The organism is Pseudomonas sp. 3MA1, assembly GCF_029237275.1.
Lineage (GTDB): Bacteria > Pseudomonadota > Gammaproteobacteria > Pseudomonadales > Pseudomonadaceae > Aquipseudomonas > Aquipseudomonas fluorescens_AP.
The window spans coordinates 547171-565033 of record NZ_JAACFX010000003.1 but is presented as its reverse complement, the minus strand read 5'-3'; the positions used below and the strand labels follow the sequence as shown (position 1 = coordinate 565033).

Sequence of the window (17863 nt, the reverse complement as noted above, 5' to 3'; positions counted from 1 at the left end):
GGGCGTCTTGTATTGACTTGTTTAGCGAGCGCGGTAAGTGATCCGACCTTTGCTCAAGTCATAGGGCGTCAGCTCGACGCGCACTTTGTCACCGGTAAGAATACGAATGTAGTTCTTGCGCATCTTGCCGGAAATATGCGCGGTTACGACGTGCCCATTTTCCAACTCCACACGAAACATGGTGTTGGGCAGGGTGTCGACGACAGTGCCTTCCATTTCGAAGCTGTCTTCTTTCGACATGCAGTAAAGCCCTCGGTATCCAATGAATGGCCCGGTGCAACTGCGCCAGGCAAAAGCGGCGTGCATTGTGCCCGAAAAGTGGGGTTTAAGCCAAGACCTTCTAGTTGAGGATCACCCATCTCTGGTTAACCAGTAGCTCTATGGGGCGGTATTGGGTCTTGTAGCTCATTTTTTTGCAGTTTTTGATCCAGTACCCGAGATAGACCGCATCCAGGCCCTGGCGCAGGGTTTCGCCGATTTGCCAGAGAATCGCATAACGCCCCAGGCTGCGGTGTTCTTCGTCGGGTTCATAAAAGGTGTAGACCGCAGAAAGGCCATTGGGCAGCAGATCGGTAACCGCTACTGCCAGCAGGCGACCCTCCAGGCGGAACTCATAGAAACGTGAGAAGGGCAGATCCCGTACCAGAAAGGTCGAGAACTGGTCGCGGCTGGGGGGGAACATGTCGCCATCGGCGTGGCGTTGCTCGATATAGCGTTGATACAGCTCGAAATATTCTTCGCTGAACGCCGGTTTGCTCGCTTGTACCTTCAGGTCGCTGTTGCGTTTGAGGATGCGTCTTTGTTGGCGGTTGGGCAGGAACTGGGCCACGGGGATGCGCGCCGGCACACAAGCGTTGCAATTTTGGCAATGAGGCCGGTACAGGTGATCACCACTGCGGCGAAAGCCCATTTCCGACAGATCCGCATAAACATGCACGTCCATGGGCTGGCTGGGATCGAGGAACAAGGTAGTGGCCTGTTCGTCGGGCAGGTAGCTGCAAGAATGGGGTTGAGTGGCATAAAACTTCAGGCGCGCCAACTCGGTCATGAGTCAACCCTCGGAATAAGCTTTGAAATTAAGTGTAAGCCACTGCCGTCAAACCCGCCTAGGAAACCCATATGGCGCGGCTAGGCTGATCCAGGTGCTGCTTGAGGTAGTCGGCAAATTCCGCTCGGGTGATGGATCTAGCCCCCAGGCTGTGCAGATGCTCGGTGGGCATCTGGCAGTCGATCAGCACAAAGCCCCACGCCTTCAGATGCTGCACCAGGATCGCGAAACCGAATTTTGAAGCGTTGTCGGCGCGGCTGAACATCGACTCGCCAAAAAACAGTTGGCCCATGGCCAAGCCATAAAGGCCGCCTACCAACTCACCCTCATCCCAGACTTCCACCGAATGAGCGTGGCCGCGTTGGTGCAATTGCAGATAGGCCTGCTGCATGGCCTCGCTGATCCAGGTGCCGTCGGCGTAAGCGCGTGGGGCTGCGCAGGCGCTGATCACGGCAGCGAAATCCTGGTCGAAGGTCACTTCATAGCGCTGTTTGCGCAGCAGCTTGCCCAGGCTGCGGGATATGTGCAGCTCATCGGGGAAGAGTACGGTGCGCGGATCGGGAGACCACCAGAGGATGGGCTGGCCTTCAGAGAACCAGGGGAAGCAGCCATGGCGATAGGCCTGGACCAGGCGGTCGGGCGATAGATCACCCCCCGCAGCCAGCAGTCCGTTGGGCTCGCGCATGGCTTTTTCCAGTGGGGGGAAGGCAAGGTTGTTGCGTTGTAACCAGGTCAGCATGGCATCCAGACTTGTGGCAGGGGAGGGCGGTGGCGGGTCAGTGCTGACCCGCCACAAGCGTAGGGCGAGGGGTTAGTGGTCGTCGAGGAATTTTTCCGCATCCAGGGCTGCCATGCAGCCAGCTCCCGCAGAAGTAATGGCTTGGCGGTAGACGTGATCGGCCACATCGCCGGCGGCGAATACTCCCTGGATGCCAGTAGCGGTGGCGTCGCCTTCGCTGCCGCCCTTGACCAGCAGGTAGCCGTCACGCATCTCCAGTTGCCCCTGGAACAGGTCGGTATTGGGCTTGTGGCCGATGGCGATAAACACCCCGGCCAACGCCAGGTCCTTGGTGGCTCCGCTGTGGCTGTCCTGCAGGCGGGCACCGGTCACGCCGCTGGCATCCCCCAGCACTTCTTGCAGATGCTGGTTCCAGTGCAGGCGAATATTGCCGTTGGCGGCCTTGTCGAACAGTTTGTCCTGAAGGATCTTCTCCGCGCGAAGCTTGTCGCGGCGGTGCACCAGGTGCACTTCCTTGGCGATGTTGGACAGGTACAGGGCCTCTTCCACGGCGGTATTGCCGCCACCCACCACTGCCACCACTTGATTGCGATAGAAGAAGTCGTCGCAGGTGGCGCAGGCGGAAACCCCTTTGCCGGCAAACGCTTCTTCCGATGGCAGGCCCAAGTACTGCGCCGACGCGCCGGTGGCGATGATCAGTGCGTCGCAACTGTAGGTGCCACTGTCGCCGATGAGGATAAAGGGGCGCTGCTGCAACTGAGCGGTATGAATGTGGTCATAGACGATCTGGGTGTCGAAGCGTTCGGCGTGCCGCTGCATGCGCTCCATCAATACCGGCCCGGTCAGGCCCTCGACATCGCCGGGCCAGTTGTCCACTTCGGTGGTGGTGGTCAGTTGCCCGCCGGCTTGCAGTCCGGTGATGACCGTGGGTTTGAGGTTGGCACGGGCGGCGTAGACCGCGGCGCTGTAACCGGCAGGGCCGGAGCCCAGAATGATCAGGCGTGAATGCTTCGCTTGGTTCATAAAAACACCTCATAAGCCTTTGTCACAAAAGAGAATGCATGCTCCAATTGAACAGTGCGTATTACGCAATTGGCTATGCTTAACAGACTGTTCTGACGTGGCATGGTGTGAACAAACCCGTACAATACGACGATGTACCAGGCTTATTCAGAATTGCACCGTTTCAGAAGCAAGGGGCAGAGTGTTAAAAGTAGCCCCAGTTACGCCGGTCAACTTTATTTACCTGCTCGGATTGAGCAGTATCTTGCTAGTCAATCACCCGTTGGACGCGCCTATGGCGCAGGAAAAGACGCGTTTTGAAGAAATCCACCGCAGCACCTAAACCTGTTGTTCCGCTCTGGCGTCAGCAATTGCACTACCGGCTCAAGGAAGGTGCATTGATCGCCATTGGAGCCCTGTGCCTGTTCTTGATGATGGCACTTCTGACCTATGGGAAAGATGATCCGGGCTGGAGTCATAACAGCAAGATCGAAGATGTGCAGAACTTCGGCGGTCCCGCCGGTTCTTACAGCGCCGATATCCTGTTTATGGTGTTGGGTTACTTCGCTTATATCTTCCCGCTGTTGTTGGCGATCAAGACCTATCAGATCTTCCGTCAACGCCATGAACCCTGGCAGTGGAGCGGCTGGCTGTTTTCCTGGCGGCTGATCGGCCTGGTGTTCCTGGTGCTGTCCGGCGCAGCGCTGGCCCATATCCATTTTCATGCGCCCACCGGCCTGCCGGCCGGTGCCGGTGGTGCCCTGGGCGAAAGCCTGGGTGACCTGGCCAAGAATGCCCTGAACGTGCAGGGCAGTACCCTGATGTTCATTGCCCTGTTCCTGTTCGGCCTGACGGTGTTCACCGACCTGTCCTGGTTCAAGGTCATGGACGTCACCGGCAAGATCACTCTTGATCTGTTCGAGCTGTTCCAGGGCGCGGCCAATCGCTGGTGGGATGCCCGCGTGGAGCGCAAGCAACTGGTGGCGCAACTGCGCGAGGTGGATGCGCGGGTCGATGAAGTCGTGACACCGAATATTGCCGACAAACGCGAGCAGGCCAAGGTCAAGGAGCGCCTGATCGAGCGCGAGCAGGCTTTGAGCAAGCACATGTCCGAGCGTGAGAAGCAGGTGCCGCCGGTCATCACTCCAGTGGCCGTCAAGCCGCCCGAGCCCAGCAAGCGCGTGCAGAAAGAGAAGCAGGCGCCGCTGTTCGTCGACAGCGCGGTGGAAGGCACTTTGCCGCCGATCTCGATTCTCGATCCGGCAGAAAAGAAACAGCTCAATTATTCGCCGGAATCCCTGGCTGCCGTCGGTCACCTGCTGGAAATCAAGCTCAAGGAATTCGGCGTCGAGGTCGCGGTGGACTCGATCCACCCGGGCCCGGTGATTACCCGTTACGAAATCCAGCCGGCGGCGGGGGTCAAGGTCAGTCGTATCGCCAACCTGGCCAAGGACCTGGCCCGCTCCCTGGCCGTGACCAGCGTGCGGGTGGTGGAAGTGATTCCCGGCAAGACCACCGTGGGCATCGAGATCCCCAACGAAGACCGGCAGATCGTGCGCTTCTCCGAAGTGCTCTCGACCCCGGAATACGACAACTTCAAATCCCCGGTCACCCTGGCCCTGGGTCACGATATCGGCGGCAAGCCGATCATCACCGACCTGGCGAAAATGCCTCACCTGCTGGTGGCCGGTACCACCGGTTCCGGTAAGTCGGTGGGGGTCAACGCGATGATCCTGTCGATCCTGTTCAAGTCCGGCCCGGAAGACGCCAAGCTGATCATGATCGACCCGAAGATGCTCGAACTGTCGATCTACGAAGGCATTCCGCACTTGCTGTGCCCTGTGGTCACCGACATGAAGGACGCGGCCAACGCCCTGCGCTGGAGCGTGGCGGAGATGGAGCGGCGCTACAAGCTCATGGCCAAGATGGGCGTGCGCAACCTTTCGGGCTTCAATGCCAAGGTCAAGGAAGCGATTGACGCCGGTACCCCGCTGGCGGACCCGCTGTACAACCGCGAAAGCATCCACGACGAAGCGCCGCTGCTGACCAAGCTGCCGACCATCGTGGTGGTGGTGGACGAATTCGCCGACATGATGATGATCGTCGGCAAGAAGGTCGAAGAGCTGATCGCGCGTATCGCCCAGAAGGCCCGGGCCGCCGGTATCCACCTGATTCTCGCCACCCAGCGGCCGTCGGTGGACGTGATCACCGGCCTGATCAAGGCCAACATCCCGACCCGCATGGCGTTCCAGGTGTCGAGCAAGATCGACTCGCGGACCATCATCGACCAGGGCGGCGCCGAACAACTGCTGGGCCACGGTGACATGCTCTACATGCCGCCGGGCACCAGCCTGCCGATCCGCGTCCACGGCGCCTTCGTCTCCGACGATGAAGTGCATCGCGTGGTGGAAGCCTGGAAGCTGCGCGGTGCGCCGGAATACAACGACGACATCCTCAACGGTGTCGAAGAGGCGGGTAGCGGTTTCGAAGGCAGCAGCGGCGGTGGCGACGGCGATGATCCGGAAGCCGACGCGCTCTACGACGAAGCCGTGCAGTTCGTCCTGGAAAGCCGCCGGGCCTCGATCTCGGCGGTACAGCGCAAGCTGAAGATTGGCTACAACCGTGCCGCCCGGATGATCGAGGCCATGGAAATGGCCGGGGTGGTGACGGCGATGAACACCAACGGCTCCCGCGAAGTGCTGGCGCCGGGCCCGATGCGCGACTGATCCCTGTTTCGCTTGCAGCGGCGTGATGCTACGCCGCTCGTATACCCATCCAATTAATGAGGAATTCCATGCGCCTGATTCGCATGTTGCTGCTGCCGGTATTGGCTGTGACCACCTTGTCGGCCCACGCCGACCCCAAAGACGTGGCGCGCCTGACCCAGTTGCTGGAAAAGTCCCAGACCCTGACCGCACGTTTCTCCCAGCTGACCCTCGACGGCAGCGGCACCCAGTTGCAGGAAACCGCCGGCGAGATGTCCCTGCAGCGCCCAGGCCTGTTCTACTGGCACACCGATGCGCCGCAAGAGCAATTGATGGTTTCCGACGGCCAGAAAGTCTCCCTGTGGGACCCGGACCTGGAGCAAGTGACCATCAAGAAGCTCGATCAGCGCCTGACCCAGACCCCGGCCCTGTTGCTCTCCGGTGACGTGTCGAAGATCAGCGAAAGCTTCGACATCACCTCCAAGGAGGCCGGTGGCGTGATGGATTTCACCCTCAAGCCGAAAACCCGCGACACCCTGTTCGACAGCCTGCGCCTGTCGTTTCGCAACGGCATGATCAACGACATGCAGTTGATCGACAGCGTCGGCCAGCGCACCAATATCTTGTTCACCGGGGTCAAGGCCAACGAAGCGATCCCGGCGTCCAAGTTCAAGTTCGACATCCCCAAGGGTGCCGATGTGATCCAAGAGTAAGCAGCCGCAACCGCAAGGTTTCGAAGGTAGTCCATGGACCTGTTTCGTAGTGCCCCGATCGCCCAGCCACTGGCCGCCCGCTTGCGTGCCACCAACCTGGACGAATACGTCGGTCAGCAGCACCTGCTGGCACGGGGCAAGCCGCTGCGCGAGGCTCTGGAGCAGGGCGCCCTGCATTCGATGATCTTTTGGGGCCCACCGGGAGTGGGCAAGACCACCCTGGCGCGGCTGCTGGCGGAAGTCTCCGATGCTCACTTTGAAACCGTCTCGGCGGTGCTGGCCGGGGTCAAGGAGATCCGCCAGGCGGTGGAAATCGCCAAGCAGCAGGCTGGGCAATACGGGCGGCGGACCATCCTTTTCGTCGACGAAGTGCACCGCTTCAACAAGTCCCAGCAGGATGCCTTCCTGCCTTATGTGGAAGACGGCACGCTGATCTTTATCGGCGCCACCACGGAAAACCCGTCCTTCGAACTCAACAATGCGCTGCTGTCCCGGGCCCGGGTCTATGTGCTCAAGAGCCTGGATGAAACGGCCCTGGGCACTCTGGTCCAGCGCGCCCTGACTGAAGAGCGTGGGCTGGGCAAGCGCCAGTTGCGCCTGAGCGATGAAGGCTTCCAGATGCTGCTGTCGGCGGCCGATGGCGATGGCCGGCGCATGCTCAACCTGCTGGAAAACGCCTCGGACCTGGCCGAAGACGGCGGCGAGATTGGCGTCGATCTGCTGCAAAGCCTGCTGGGCGACACCCGTCGGCGTTTCGACAAGGGCGGCGAGGCGTTCTATGACCAGATTTCCGCCTTGCACAAGTCGGTGCGCGGCTCCAACCCCGACGGCGCCCTGTACTGGTTTGCACGCATGCTTGATGGCGGTTGCGACCCGCTGTATCTGGCCCGGCGCGTGGTGCGCATGGCCAGCGAAGACATCGGCAACGCCGACCCGCGGGCTTTGAGCCTGTGTCTGGCGGCCTGGGATGTGCAGGAGCGCCTGGGCAGCCCCGAAGGCGAGCTGGCAGTGGCCCAGGCCATCACCTATCTGGCCTGTGCGCCGAAGAGCAACGCGGTGTACATGGGCTTCAAGGCCGCCATGCGCGCCGCTGCCGAGCACGGCTCGCTGGAAGTGCCGATCCACCTGCGCAATGCCCCGACCAAGCTGATGAAGCAACTGGGCTACGGCGACGAATACCGCTACGCCCACGACGAGCCGGATGCCTACGCCGCCGGTGAAGACTATTTCCCCGAAGAACTGGAGCCCTTGCCGCTCTACCAGCCGGTGCCCCGTGGCCTGGAGCTGAAGATCGGCGAGAAGCTCAAGCACCTGGCCGCCCTGGACCGGGCCAGCCCCCTGCAGCGGAGAAAACCTTGATCCCCCTGATCCTTGCAGTCTCCGCCGGCGGCGTGGCCGGCACCCTGTTGCGCTTCACCACCGGCAACTGGATCAACGCCAATTGGCCGCGGCACTTCTATACCGCGACGCTGGCCGTTAATATCGTGGGCTGCCTGCTGATCGGCGTGTTGTACGGACTGTTCCTGGTCCGTCCGGAAGTGCCGATCGAAGTGCGTGCCGGTTTGATAGTGGGCTTCCTCGGTGGCCTGACGACTTTTTCATCCTTTTCACTGGATACCGTGCGTCTGCTGGAAAGCGGACAAGTGGCGCTGGCCCTGGGCTATGCGGCACTGAGCGTATTCGGCGGGCTGCTTGCTACCTGGGCCGGCCTGTCCTTGACCAAACTTTGATAAACGAGAGAACGACATGCTCGATTCCAAACTGTTACGTAGCAACCTTCAGGACGTAGCGGATCGTCTGGCATCCCGCGGCTTTGCCCTGGATGTGGCACGCATCGAAGCGCTGGAAGAACAGCGCAAGACCGTGCAGACCCGCACCGAGCAACTGCAGGCTGAACGTAACGCGCGCTCCAAGTCCATCGGCCAGGCCAAGCAGCGCGGCGAAGACATCGCCCCGCTGATGGCCGACGTTGAGCGCATGGGGAACGAGCTGAGCACCGGCAAGGCCGAGCTGGAAAGCATCCAGAGCGAACTGGATTCGATCCTGTTCGGTATTCCAAACCTGCCTCACGAGTCGGTGCCGGTGGGTGAAGACGAAGACGGCAACGTTGAAGTGCGTCGTTGGGGCACCCCGACCACCTTCGACTTCCCGATCAAGGACCACGTGGCCCTGGGCGAAACCCACGGCTGGCTGGACTTTGAAACCGCCGCCAAGCTCTCCGGCGCGCGCTTTGCCCTGCTGCGCGGCCCGATCGCCCGCCTGCACCGCGCCCTGGCGCAGTTCATGATCAACCTGCACACCAGCGAGCACGGTTACGAAGAAGCCTACACCCCATACCTGGTGCAGGCTCCGGCGCTGATGGGCACCGGCCAGTTGCCGAAGTTCGAGGAAGACCTGTTCAAGATCACTCGCGAAGGCGAGGCCGATCTGTACCTGATCCCGACCGCTGAAGTGTCGCTGACCAACATCGTGGCTGGCGAGATCCTCGATCCGAAGCAGCTGCCGCTGAAGTTCGTCGCTCACACCCCGTGCTTCCGCAGTGAAGCCGGTGCTTCGGGCCGCGACACCCGCGGCATGATCCGCCAGCACCAGTTCGACAAGGTCGAGATGGTCCAGGTGGTCGAGCCGTCGACTTCCATGGAAGCCCTGGAAAGCCTGACCGCCAACGCCGAAAAGGTCCTGCAACTGCTGCAACTGCCGTACCGCGTACTGGCCCTGTGCACCGGCGACATGGGCTTTGGCGCGATCAAGACCTACGACCTGGAGGTCTGGGTGCCGAGCCAGGACAAATACCGCGAGATCTCCTCGTGCTCCAACTGCGGCGACTTCCAGGCCCGGCGCATGCAGGCGCGTTTCCGTAACCCGGAAACCGGCAAGCCGGAGCTGGTGCACACCCTCAACGGTTCCGGCCTGGCCGTGGGCCGTACCCTGGTGGCGGTGCTGGAGAACTACCAGCAGGCCGACGGTTCGATCCGCGTGCCGGACGTGCTGAAGCCTTACATGGGCGGCCTTGAGGTCATCGGCTAAATGGAATATCTGCCGCTGTTTCACAACCTTCGCGGCAGTCGTGTGTTGGTGGTCGGTGGAGGGGAGATTGCCTTGCGCAAATCCCGTCTGCTGGCCGATGCCGGTGCGCAGCTGCGAGTGGTCGCACCTGAAATAGAAGCGCAATTGCAGGAACTGATCGTCGCCAGCGGCGGCGAGTCCCGGCTGCGCGGGTATGTCGAGGCCGATCTCGACGGCTGTACCCTGATCATCGCCGCCACCGACGACGAATCCCTCAATGCCCAGGTTTCCGCCGATGCCCATCGGCGTTGCGTCCCGGTCAACGTGGTGGACGCGCCGGCCCTGTGCAGCGTGATCTTCCCGGCCATCGTCGACCGTTCGCCGCTGGTCATCGCGGTGTCCAGCGGCGGCGATGCGCCGGTGCTGGCGCGGTTGATCCGGGCCAAGCTGGAAACCTGGATTCCTTCCAGCTACGGCCAGTTGGCCGGCTTGGCGGCGCGATTCCGCGCTCAGGTCAAAGGCCTGTTTCCGGATGTGCAGCAGCGCCGGGCGTTTTGGGAAGACGTGTTTCAGGGCCCTATCGCCGATCGCCAACTGGCGGGGCAGGGCGCGGAAGCCGAGCGTCTGTTGCAGGCCAAGATTGCCGGCAAGGCGCCTCAAGCGGCGGGCGAGGTGTATCTGGTGGGCGCGGGCCCGGGTGATCCGGACCTGTTGACCTTCCGCGCCCTGCGCCTGATGCAACAGGCCGACGTGGTGCTCTACGACCGTCTGGTGGCACCGGCGATTCTCGACCTGTGCCGCCGCGATGCCGAGCGCATCTACGTTGGCAAGCGCCGCGCCAATCACGCCGTGCCGCAGGAGCAGATCAACCAGCAACTGGTGAACCTGGCCCGGCAAGGCAAGCGCGTGGTGCGGCTCAAGGGTGGCGATCCGTTCATCTTTGGCCGGGGCGGCGAAGAGATCGAAGAACTGGCGGCCCACGGCATTCCATTCCAGGTGGTGCCGGGGATTACCGCGGCCAGTGGTTGCTCGGCCTATGCCGGGATTCCCCTGACTCACCGCGACTACGCGCAGTCGGTGCGCTTTGTCACCGGGCATCTCAAGGACGGCACCAGCAACCTGCCCTGGAGTGACCTGGTAGCGCCGGCCCAGACCCTGGTGTTCTACATGGGCCTGGTGGGCTTGCCGACCATCTGCGAGCAACTGATCAAGCACGGTCGCAGCGCCGACACGCCGGCGGCGCTGGTTCAGCAGGGCACCACCAGCAACCAGCGAGTCTTCACTGGCACCCTGGCCAACCTGCCGACGCTGGTGGCCGAGCACGAAGTGCACGCGCCGACCCTGGTGATCGTTGGCGAAGTGGTTCAGCTGCGCGAGAAGCTGGCCTGGTTCGAAGGCGCTCAGTCCAAGGTCTGAAAAGCTTCGCCGGCAAGCCGACTCCTACACGATCTGCGTAGGAGCTGGCTTGCCAGCGAAAGCGTCTTCAATCCCTGCACCAAACCCCTTGCCCACTCAACCGCTGCCGGTCATGTGCGCGGCTGAAGTCCTGCTGCGGTCCCTTCGGCACGATCCCGGTCGGATTGATGGTGCTGTGGCTGGCGTAGTAGTGCCCCTTGATATGGGCGAAATCCACCGTCTCGGCAATCCCCGGCCACTGGTACAGCTCCCGCAGCCAGTTCGACAGGTTCGGGTAATCGGCAATCCGCCGCAGGTTGCACTTGAAGTGGCCGTGGTACACCGCATCGAAACGGATCAGCGTGGTGAACAGCCGCACATCGGCTTCGGTCAGGTACTCGCCGGCCAGGTAGCGCTGCTTGTCCAGCAACGCCTCCAGGGCGTCCAGCTCGGCGAAGACATCATCGAACGCCGTCTCATAGGCCTGTTGTGAAGTGGCAAACCCGGCGCGGTACACGCCATTGTTCAGCGCGGGGTAGATGCGTGCGTTGAGTTCATCGATGCGTGCGCGCAATGGCTGCGGATAAAAATCCAGGTCATTGCCGGTCAGGCCGTCAAAGGCGCTGTTGAACATGCGGATGATCTCCGCCGACTCGTTGCTGACGATGCGCTGTTGCTGCTTGTCCCACAGCACCGGCACGGTGACGCGACCGGTGTAGTCGGCGCTGTCGGCGGTATAACGCTGGTGCATGAAATCAAAGTGATCCAGCGCATCACCGCTGGAGCCGAAGGCGCTGTCGAAGGTCCAGCCGTGCTCGCGCATCAGCCAACTGACCACCGAGACGTCGATCAGCGGTTCCAGGCCCTTGAGCTTGCGCAGGATCAGCGTGCGGTGGGCCCAGGGGCAGGCCAGGGAGACATACAGGTGATAGCGCCCGGCCGCGGCGGCAAAGCCGCCTTCGCCACTGGGGCCGGGACTGCCATCGGCGGTGACCCAGTGGCGGCGTTGCGCCTGTTCCCGTTGGAAGGCGCCGTCCTTGCCGCTTTCGTACCACTGGTCATGCCAGCGCCCATCGATCAGCAGTCCCATGGAATGCTCCTCAGCTATTTCGCGTTGGAGTGCAGTCTATGCCCCTGGGTTCGAACAAAAAGCGCAAAGCGTGGGCGGTTTTGATCGATTAAATCGATCTGTCCCTGGCATCCCAGTACTGCTGGGCCAGCGCGAAGGCCTGCTCCCGCGGCGTGCCCAAACCGCGCAAGGCCAGGGCCATGGTCGCCAGCAGGGCCAGTTGCGGGTAACTGTCCTCAACATCACCGCGCCACAGTGCCTTGAGGTGCTCGGGTTCCAGGCTGGCCGGTTTCACATGGCGCTGGGCCGACAGTGCCGGCCACTCTTCATCCCAACTGACGCCGCCGGTGCTGCCGTACAGATGGCTGGTGGTGTCCGGGTTGATCTCGATCTCGCCGCCATCGCCCTTGATCACGATGACGTTGTCCCCCAGCAGGCCGCTGGCATCGCGGTGCACTGCCTGGTAACCGGGGTGGAAGATGCTCTGCAGGCCGCAACGGGCGCCCAGGGGATTGAGCAGGCGCGCCAGGGAGTGGATCGGCGAGCGCAGGCCGAGGATGTTGCGCAAATCGATCATGCGCTGCAGTTGCGGCGCCCAGTCGCCCAGGGGCATGAAGGCCAGGTTGCCCTGGTCCAGGGCATGGCTCACCGCGTGCCAGTCACGGCACAGGGGAATCCCCAGAGGCTCCAGCAATTGTTCGGTGTACAGGCGCCCGGCGGTATGGGCGCCGCCGCCGTGCAGCAGGATGCGCACGCCGTTCTGCGCCAGGCACTTGGCCGCCAGCAGGTACCAGGGCAGGTGGCGCTTCTTGCCGGCGTAGGTCGGCCAGTCGAGGTCCAGGGCGATCTCGGGGGCGTTGAGGCGTTCGCGCAGGGCTTCGGTGAAGCCCGCCAGCTCTTCCGGGCTTTCTTCCTTGTGCCGCAGCAGCATGAGGAAGGCGCCCAGCTGGGTGTCCTCAACCTTGTCGTCCAGCAGCATGCCCATGGCTTCCCGGGCTTCCTCGCGAGTCAGGTTGCGCGCGCCGCGCTTGCCCTTGCCGAGAATCCGCACGAACTGGGCAAAAGGGTGTTCTTCCGGGGTATGGGTGAGCAGAGGGGCGAAATCGTTCATAGGCAATTGGTCGGCTTTGGCAGGCCCGCCAGCTTGGCGGCAAGTTTGGCGGGAGTGCCTTTGAACAGTCGGTTCAGGTGCAGGCTGTTGCCCTTGTCCGGGCCCAGCTTGAGGGCGGTGTACTTGATCAGCGGGCGGGTGGCTGGGGACAGCTGGAACTCTTTATAGAAGCCCTGCAGCAGTTCGAGGATTTCCCAGTGTTCCGCGCTCAGCTCCAGCTCTTCGTTGGCGGCCAGGGCTTGGGCCACGTCGGCGGACCAGTCGTCAAGGTTGACCAGGTAACCGTCCTTGTCCAGTTCGATGGCGCGAGCGCCCACAGTCAGGGTACTCATAGCCAGGTGTTGACCTTGTCATGCTCAATCGACAGTTCGACGAAGCCCGGGTAATCCACGGCGCGGGCCCAGGCCGGCAGCGCCAGGCCCCGGGCTTGCAAGTCCTCTTCCAGCACGTACAGCTTCAGGTCGCTGCGGGCGCCCAGTTCGTTGTAAACCGCCGTGTTGGGTTGCAGGGCGTAGGCGGCGTCGCCGCACAGCAGCAGGCCGTCGGCGCTGCCCAGCAGGCGCAGGCAACTGCTCAGGCGGGTGTCGGTGAAGGGCGAGTGGGACAACACATGCAAGGTCGACATCAGAGGGTAATCACCTGGTCAAAACGGTCGATGATCCCGGCCAGTTCCGGGGCGTTGAGCAGCTGTACCGCGTCAAGGTTCAAGGCCGCCGGGTCGAGGCCGCGAGCCGCGAGGCTGGCGCTGCAGGCAAACAGTTCGTCGACGCCGAACAGCGCCAGCGCCTGGAGGTTGGCGCTCAGGTCTTTCTGGCGCAGCAAGGGAGCCTTTTGCCCCGGCGCCAGTTGCAGCACGCCATCGTCGAGAAACAGCAGGCCGATAGGCAGGTCGAAGGCGCCGCCGGCCAGGACGATGTCCAGGGCCTCCCGGGCACCAGGGCCGGACCAGGGCGCCTGACGGCTGATCAACAACAGGGATTTGGCCATCTCACGCCCCTCCAAAACAGATCAGGCGGTCAGCGGCCTGCACCGCGTCATGCAATTGCCCGAGGCCTGACAGCTCCCACGGCGCCTCGACGCTCACCGCCGTGCGCTGATAGCGCTGGGCTTCGTCAGCATTCAACACACCCCGACGCAGGGCGGCGGCGATGCACACCACGCCATCTAACTGATGCTGCTCGACAAAGTCGCGCCATTCCTGGGGCAGGTTCTGCTCATCCTGGGGCGTGACGATGCTGTTGGCAGCGTTGTACACGCCGTCCTGATAGAAAAACAGCCGGACAATCTCGTGCCCGCCCGCCAGCGCCGCCTGGGCGAACAGCAGGGCGCGGCGCGAGGACGGCGCGTGAGCGGCGGAGAACAGGGCGATGGCGAACTTCATGACGGACTCGATAGATAAAACTGCGGCCATGATAAAGCTTTCTCCGTGGATCGGCTAAACCCGATTCGCCGCCAGGGCTCTGGCTCAGGCAGCCCGGGACATATCGGGTAAAGCTTTGCCCGGGCCCTGAAGCAGCAACCAGGGATAGACTCGCGCCTTCATTCAACCTGGGACAAGGAGCAAGGGATGATGGACTTGAATTCGGCGGTGGTGGTGGTCACGGGGGCCGGTCGTGGTCTGGGCGCGGCACTGGCCATCAGTCTGGCGGATCTGGGCTGCAAGCTGATTCTCTGTGGGCGCAACGCCGAGGCCCTGGCGCAGGTGAGTGCGGCCATCGAGGCGCGCACCGGCCAGGCTGCCGATTGCGTGGTGGTGGATCTGGCCAGCAGCGACAGCGTCAAGGCGGCCCTGGCGGAGATTCATGTGCGCCAGCCCCAGGTGGATATCCTGATCAATAACGGCGCCATGTGGCTGGAGGCCAGCGAGCAGCCCCACAGCGCGGCCGAGGTCACCGGAGTGATCGATGCAGCTCTGACCGGCACCTTCCTCCTGACCCAGGGCCTGATGCCGGCGCTCAAGGCCTCCACGCGTCCGGACATCGTCACCATCGGCTCCATCAGCGGCTTGCCCAATGCACCCCTGCACAGCGTGTCGCTGCCGTTCTACGCGGCCAAGCACGGGCAACTGGCCCTGGCCGACGGCCTGCGCCAGGTGCTCAAGGGCACGCCGGTGCGCTCGCTGTGTGTGCATCCGCCGTATCTGGAAGACATTTCGCCGCTGGACCCGGCCTGGGAGCAGGTTCCGGCACGACAGAAAGGCGAGCAGGGCACCAACCGCGACGTGGTGGAAGCGGTGGTCTTTGCCCTGACCCGGCCGCGGCACATCAGTCTGTCATCGATCGTCATCGATACCGACAGCGGCGGTCTGTTCGACTGAAGGCGGGGCAGGTCAGCGGGTCTTGTAGCCCAGTTGCCAGCGGCGCGGAATCTTCAATGACGCGATGCCCAGCAGAGCGGCAAACAAGCCGCTGACATACAGCGCCTTGAGCCCCAGGTACTGTTGCAGCAAGGCCCCCAGCACCGCTCCGGCGAACATCCCGCTCCACGGCACCAGCTGTACCCGCCAGCCGTTGCGCCGTTCGCCGAGCATCCAGCGTCCCAGTCCGCGACCAAAGCGCGACAGGGCACCGGTGACATAGGTCAGGCCAATGGGCAGGCCGTTCACTTCCTCCACCGCGGCGTTGAGCATGCCCATGGCGATGATGGCCGCCAGCAGGGCCGGCAATTGCTGCTCGAAGGGCCAGGCGGCGGAGGCGCAGAGCAACGCGCCAATGCTCAGCAGCAAGGGCAGGGCGCGGTGCCCGGCCAGGCGGCTGACCACCACGCCCAGGGCGTTACCCACGACAAAGGTCGCCACCAGCAGCACCAGGCGCAGCACCAGGCTCAGCTCGCCATTGCTGATGGCCACCGCCATGCGCGTGGTGTTGCCGCTCATGAAGGACACGAAATCGCCAGTGGCCATGAAGCCGATGGCGTCGGTCATCCCGGCCAGCACCGAAAGGCAAGCCACCAGCCCGAGGCCGACTCGCCCGCGCCATTTCTGCGTGTGCTGCAGGGCGGCGCTGGCCGATTGGGTGGAAGTCGAAGGCAACATCGTCGGTTCTCCTGAACAGGGACTACGGTGGACGGGTGCGGGTCAATGGGCGTTTTCGAGTCCGTGCAGGGCGCAGTACTCGTCCCACGGCATGCCGGCCATTTCCGCCACTTCCTTGTGCACTTCAAGGCGCTGGGCGTGGAATTCCTCGGGGCTGGCAGCGGTCAGTTGCAGGCTCAGTTCCCAGGCGAACAGCCCCAGGCGCTCGGCTTCGGCCTCGAAGGCTTCATGCAGGCGTTCGTTGCGGTACTGCTCGGGCGTCTCGCCCTTGGCCTGGGCCTCCAGCGGATTGAGCTTATCCAGGGCTTCGCGCAGTTCGGGGCGGGCGGCGAGAAATCTTTCCAAGGCTATTTCGTGGTGTAGGGCATCGGCGGGCATCGGGGCTCCTTGAGGGGAACGGGCAGTCTTCAGGCATCAAGCCCGGGACAGGGGATGTGCTGGCATTTCACTGCGTATCTGCTGCAGATCCTTGTGCGGGATCACGTAGGTGCGGGCGAGCATATCGCCTATTCGCTGGCAGCGGCTTGATTCCGCACAGGCCATCAGCGGGACAAAGGCGAACGCGGCCTCCAGATGGCGGGTGGCGCTTCTGATCAGTACCTGGATCAGCGTCGGCGGCGTCCCGGCGGCGTTGATCACCACCAGTCCCAGGGCGCACTTGCCGGGCGTCCGGCCCTTGAAGAAATACTCCCAGGCCACGAAGTACAAGGGCCAGACCAGCATGAACAGCATTGAATGAAGGTAGGGCTCCAGCCCCGTCTGTTGCTCGAGCTCGAGCAACCTTCTGACCGGCTGCAACGCCAGCACCCCGTGCAGGCTCAGCGACAGGAGCACATACACCGCCAGCGCCAGCACCTGGTCGAGCATGAAGGCGGCGGCGCGGCGCAGGATCAGTCGGGTTCTTGAGACTTCCATGATCGATTCCAGAGTTTTTTCCATCACATCGGGCGCAGTGTAATCCCCGCAGGGCGGGGTGTAGCAGTGGTTTTGGCGGGGGCCTACTGCATCCGCACCGAGTCAGCTGACCACAGGCTGCTCGCGACCGATCTCGCTACGCAACTGGGCAATCAGGTGCAGGCAATGGGTGAGCCCCAGCGACGGCTCGCCGACCCGGCGGCTGAGGATGATCGGCGAGGTGGCCTCGGGTTCCTGCAGCGGGCAAAAACCGATGTCGTCGCGATGCAGCACCTGCACCGAGGCCGGCACCAGGGTGATGCCGATGCCGGCGCCCACCAGGCCGATGGCGGTCTGCAATTCGTTGGTCCACTGGGCGATCTTCAGGTTCAGGCCGCGGGCACTGAACAGCGCGATCACATGGTCGGCGTAGCTCGGCCGCGGATTGGCCGGATACAGCACAAAGGGCTCGTTGGCCAGTTGCTCAAGGCTCAGCTCTTGTCCCAGCAAGGGATGGCCAGCGGGCAGGGCGACCACCAGCCGGTCCTCGGTCAGCACCCTTTGCACAATGGCCGGGTCGTCGATATGGATCCGCCCGAAGCCAATATCGATGCGCCCGGCCTTCAAGGCTTCCACCTGTTGCAGGGTGGTCATTTCCGACAGCCCCAGCTCCAGTTCCAGGGTTTCGTTGCTGCGCAGGCGGCGGATCAGTTGCGGCAGCACGCCGTACAGGGTCGAGGGGGCAAAGCCGATGCCCAGCCAGGTCTTGTGCCCCAGGCCAATGCGCCGGGTGTTGTCGCAGACCTTGCCCAACTGCTCCAGCACCCGGTTGGAATGTTCAAAGAAAAACCGCCCGGCGGCGGTCAGGCGCAACGGCCGACCACGCTCCAACAAAAGCACCCCCAACTCGTCCTCCAACTGCTGGATCTGCCGGCTCAACGGCGGCTGGGCGATGTGCAGGCGTTCGGCGGCGCGGGTGAAATTGAGGGTTTCCCCCAGCACCTGGAAGTAGCGCAGATGACGCAATTCCATGACAGCTCCCCTGTAGAGATGTGCATACCTTTAAGGTATCAAGCCAGACCAATTCTATATTGGAACCCCGGAAAAAGCCGGGACAGAATCGAGCGCAGAACTTCAAGAACCTAAC

Annotated in this window: 21 protein-coding genes; 7 read left to right on the top strand and 14 right to left on the bottom strand. The window is 62.9% G+C overall.

All coding sequences use genetic code 11. From position 1 onward, the window contains the following. Nucleotides 1–21 precede the first annotated feature (21 nt). From infA to trxB, 4 genes are all read right to left on the bottom strand, one after another. The gene (gene infA, locus GWQ44_RS11570; RefSeq protein WP_002553999.1) at nt 22–240 is read right to left on the bottom strand and encodes a translation initiation factor IF-1; all 219 of its coding nucleotides are present in this window, start codon (nt 238–240) and stop codon (nt 22–24) included. Between the two features lie 100 nt (nt 241–340). After that, nucleotides 341–1048: an arginyltransferase gene (locus GWQ44_RS11565; protein ID WP_016964812.1), complete on the bottom strand. Its 708-nt coding sequence runs from the start codon at nt 1046–1048 to the stop codon at nt 341–343. Nucleotides 1049–1106: 58 nt separating this feature from the next. After that, nucleotides 1107–1787, bottom strand: coding sequence for a leucyl/phenylalanyl-tRNA--protein transferase (gene aat / locus GWQ44_RS11560; RefSeq protein WP_253164787.1), 681 nt, complete (start codon nt 1785–1787; stop codon nt 1107–1109). A 72-nt stretch (nt 1788–1859) separates the two neighbouring features. Then, complete coding sequence (gene trxB, locus GWQ44_RS11555) at nt 1860–2810, bottom strand: thioredoxin-disulfide reductase (RefSeq protein ID WP_275927379.1); 951 nt, start codon at nt 2808–2810, stop codon at nt 1860–1862. A 296-nt stretch (nt 2811–3106) separates the two neighbouring features. On the opposite strand from trxB, the gene GWQ44_RS11550 reads away from it, so the two are divergent. The 6 genes from GWQ44_RS11550 to cysG all read left to right on the top strand — a co-directional run bounded on the left by GWQ44_RS11550 (nt 3107) and on the right by cysG (nt 10629). Then, nucleotides 3107–5515: a DNA translocase FtsK gene (locus GWQ44_RS11550; RefSeq protein WP_060840121.1), complete on the top strand. Its 2409-nt coding sequence runs from the start codon at nt 3107–3109 to the stop codon at nt 5513–5515. Nucleotides 5516–5583: 68 nt separating this feature from the next. After that, on the top strand, nt 5584–6207 hold the full coding sequence (gene lolA, locus GWQ44_RS11545; protein WP_011062167.1) for an outer membrane lipoprotein chaperone LolA: 624 nt from the start codon (nt 5584–5586) through the stop codon (nt 6205–6207). A gap of 33 nt (nt 6208–6240) precedes the next feature. Beyond that, on the top strand, nt 6241–7566 hold the full coding sequence (locus GWQ44_RS11540; protein WP_047305310.1) for a replication-associated recombination protein A: 1326 nt from the start codon (nt 6241–6243) through the stop codon (nt 7564–7566). After that, entirely contained in the window at nt 7563–7937 is a 375-nt protein-coding gene (crcB, locus tag GWQ44_RS11535; RefSeq protein WP_041119048.1) for a fluoride efflux transporter CrcB, read from the top strand. The genes GWQ44_RS11540 and crcB overlap by 4 nt, the downstream gene beginning before the upstream one ends. Before the next feature lie 16 nt (nt 7938–7953). Next, on the top strand, nt 7954–9234 hold the full coding sequence (gene serS, locus GWQ44_RS11530; RefSeq protein ID WP_016966952.1) for a serine--tRNA ligase: 1281 nt from the start codon (nt 7954–7956) through the stop codon (nt 9232–9234). Further along, nucleotides 9235–10629 carry a siroheme synthase CysG gene (gene cysG / locus GWQ44_RS11525; protein WP_275927378.1) on the top strand — a complete coding sequence of 465 codons (1395 nt, stop codon included), beginning with the start codon at nt 9235–9237 and terminating at the stop codon, nt 10627–10629. A 67-nt stretch (nt 10630–10696) separates the two neighbouring features. Here the strand turns inward: cysG and GWQ44_RS11520 are convergent, their stop codons facing one another. The 6 genes from GWQ44_RS11520 to tusD all read right to left on the bottom strand — a co-directional run bounded on the left by GWQ44_RS11520 (nt 10697) and on the right by tusD (nt 14169). Further along, nucleotides 10697–11698 (bottom strand): glutathione S-transferase family protein, encoded by a 1002-nt coding sequence (locus tag GWQ44_RS11520; protein ID WP_275927377.1) that lies wholly within the window; start codon nt 11696–11698, stop codon nt 10697–10699. An 88-nt stretch (nt 11699–11786) separates the two neighbouring features. Next, entirely contained in the window at nt 11787–12788 is a 1002-nt protein-coding gene (locus GWQ44_RS11515) for a glycosyl transferase family protein (protein WP_275927376.1), read from the bottom strand. Then, nucleotides 12785–13120 (bottom strand): TusE/DsrC/DsvC family sulfur relay protein, encoded by a 336-nt coding sequence (locus tag GWQ44_RS11510; RefSeq protein WP_016966956.1) that lies wholly within the window; start codon nt 13118–13120, stop codon nt 12785–12787. The genes GWQ44_RS11515 and GWQ44_RS11510 overlap by 4 nt, the downstream gene beginning before the upstream one ends. Next, on the bottom strand, nt 13117–13413 hold the full coding sequence (gene tusB, locus GWQ44_RS11505) for a sulfurtransferase complex subunit TusB (RefSeq protein WP_275927375.1): 297 nt from the start codon (nt 13411–13413) through the stop codon (nt 13117–13119). Before tusB ends, GWQ44_RS11510 begins: the two co-directional genes overlap by 4 nt. Beyond that, entirely contained in the window at nt 13413–13775 is a 363-nt protein-coding gene (gene tusC, locus GWQ44_RS11500; protein ID WP_199010638.1) for a sulfurtransferase complex subunit TusC, read from the bottom strand. Before tusC ends, tusB begins: the two co-directional genes overlap by 1 nt. A 1-nt stretch (nt 13776) precedes the next feature. Continuing rightward, the gene (gene tusD, locus GWQ44_RS11495) at nt 13777–14169 is read right to left on the bottom strand and encodes a sulfurtransferase complex subunit TusD (RefSeq protein WP_275927374.1); all 393 of its coding nucleotides are present in this window, start codon (nt 14167–14169) and stop codon (nt 13777–13779) included. A 186-nt stretch (nt 14170–14355) separates the two neighbouring features. Here tusD and GWQ44_RS11490 point away from each other — a divergent pair, with 186 nt between their 5' ends. After that, nucleotides 14356–15105 carry an SDR family NAD(P)-dependent oxidoreductase gene (locus GWQ44_RS11490; RefSeq protein WP_016966959.1) on the top strand — a complete coding sequence of 250 codons (750 nt, stop codon included), beginning with the start codon at nt 14356–14358 and terminating at the stop codon, nt 15103–15105. Between the two features lie 12 nt (nt 15106–15117). On the opposite strand, the gene GWQ44_RS11485 is transcribed toward GWQ44_RS11490, so the two are convergent. From GWQ44_RS11485 to GWQ44_RS11470, 4 genes are all read right to left on the bottom strand, one after another. After that, nucleotides 15118–15822 (bottom strand): YoaK family protein, encoded by a 705-nt coding sequence (locus GWQ44_RS11485; RefSeq protein ID WP_275927373.1) that lies wholly within the window; start codon nt 15820–15822, stop codon nt 15118–15120. Nucleotides 15823–15864: 42 nt separating this feature from the next. After that, nucleotides 15865–16200 carry a DUF6388 family protein gene (locus GWQ44_RS11480; RefSeq protein WP_047305301.1) on the bottom strand — a complete coding sequence of 112 codons (336 nt, stop codon included), beginning with the start codon at nt 16198–16200 and terminating at the stop codon, nt 15865–15867. Between the two features lie 36 nt (nt 16201–16236). Next, entirely contained in the window at nt 16237–16737 is a 501-nt protein-coding gene (locus GWQ44_RS11475; RefSeq protein WP_103739757.1) for an RDD family protein, read from the bottom strand. Nucleotides 16738–16839: 102 nt separating this feature from the next. Further along, the gene (locus GWQ44_RS11470; RefSeq protein WP_275927372.1) at nt 16840–17748 is read right to left on the bottom strand and encodes a LysR family transcriptional regulator; all 909 of its coding nucleotides are present in this window, start codon (nt 17746–17748) and stop codon (nt 16840–16842) included. Between the last annotated feature and the right edge of the window lie 115 nt (nt 17749–17863).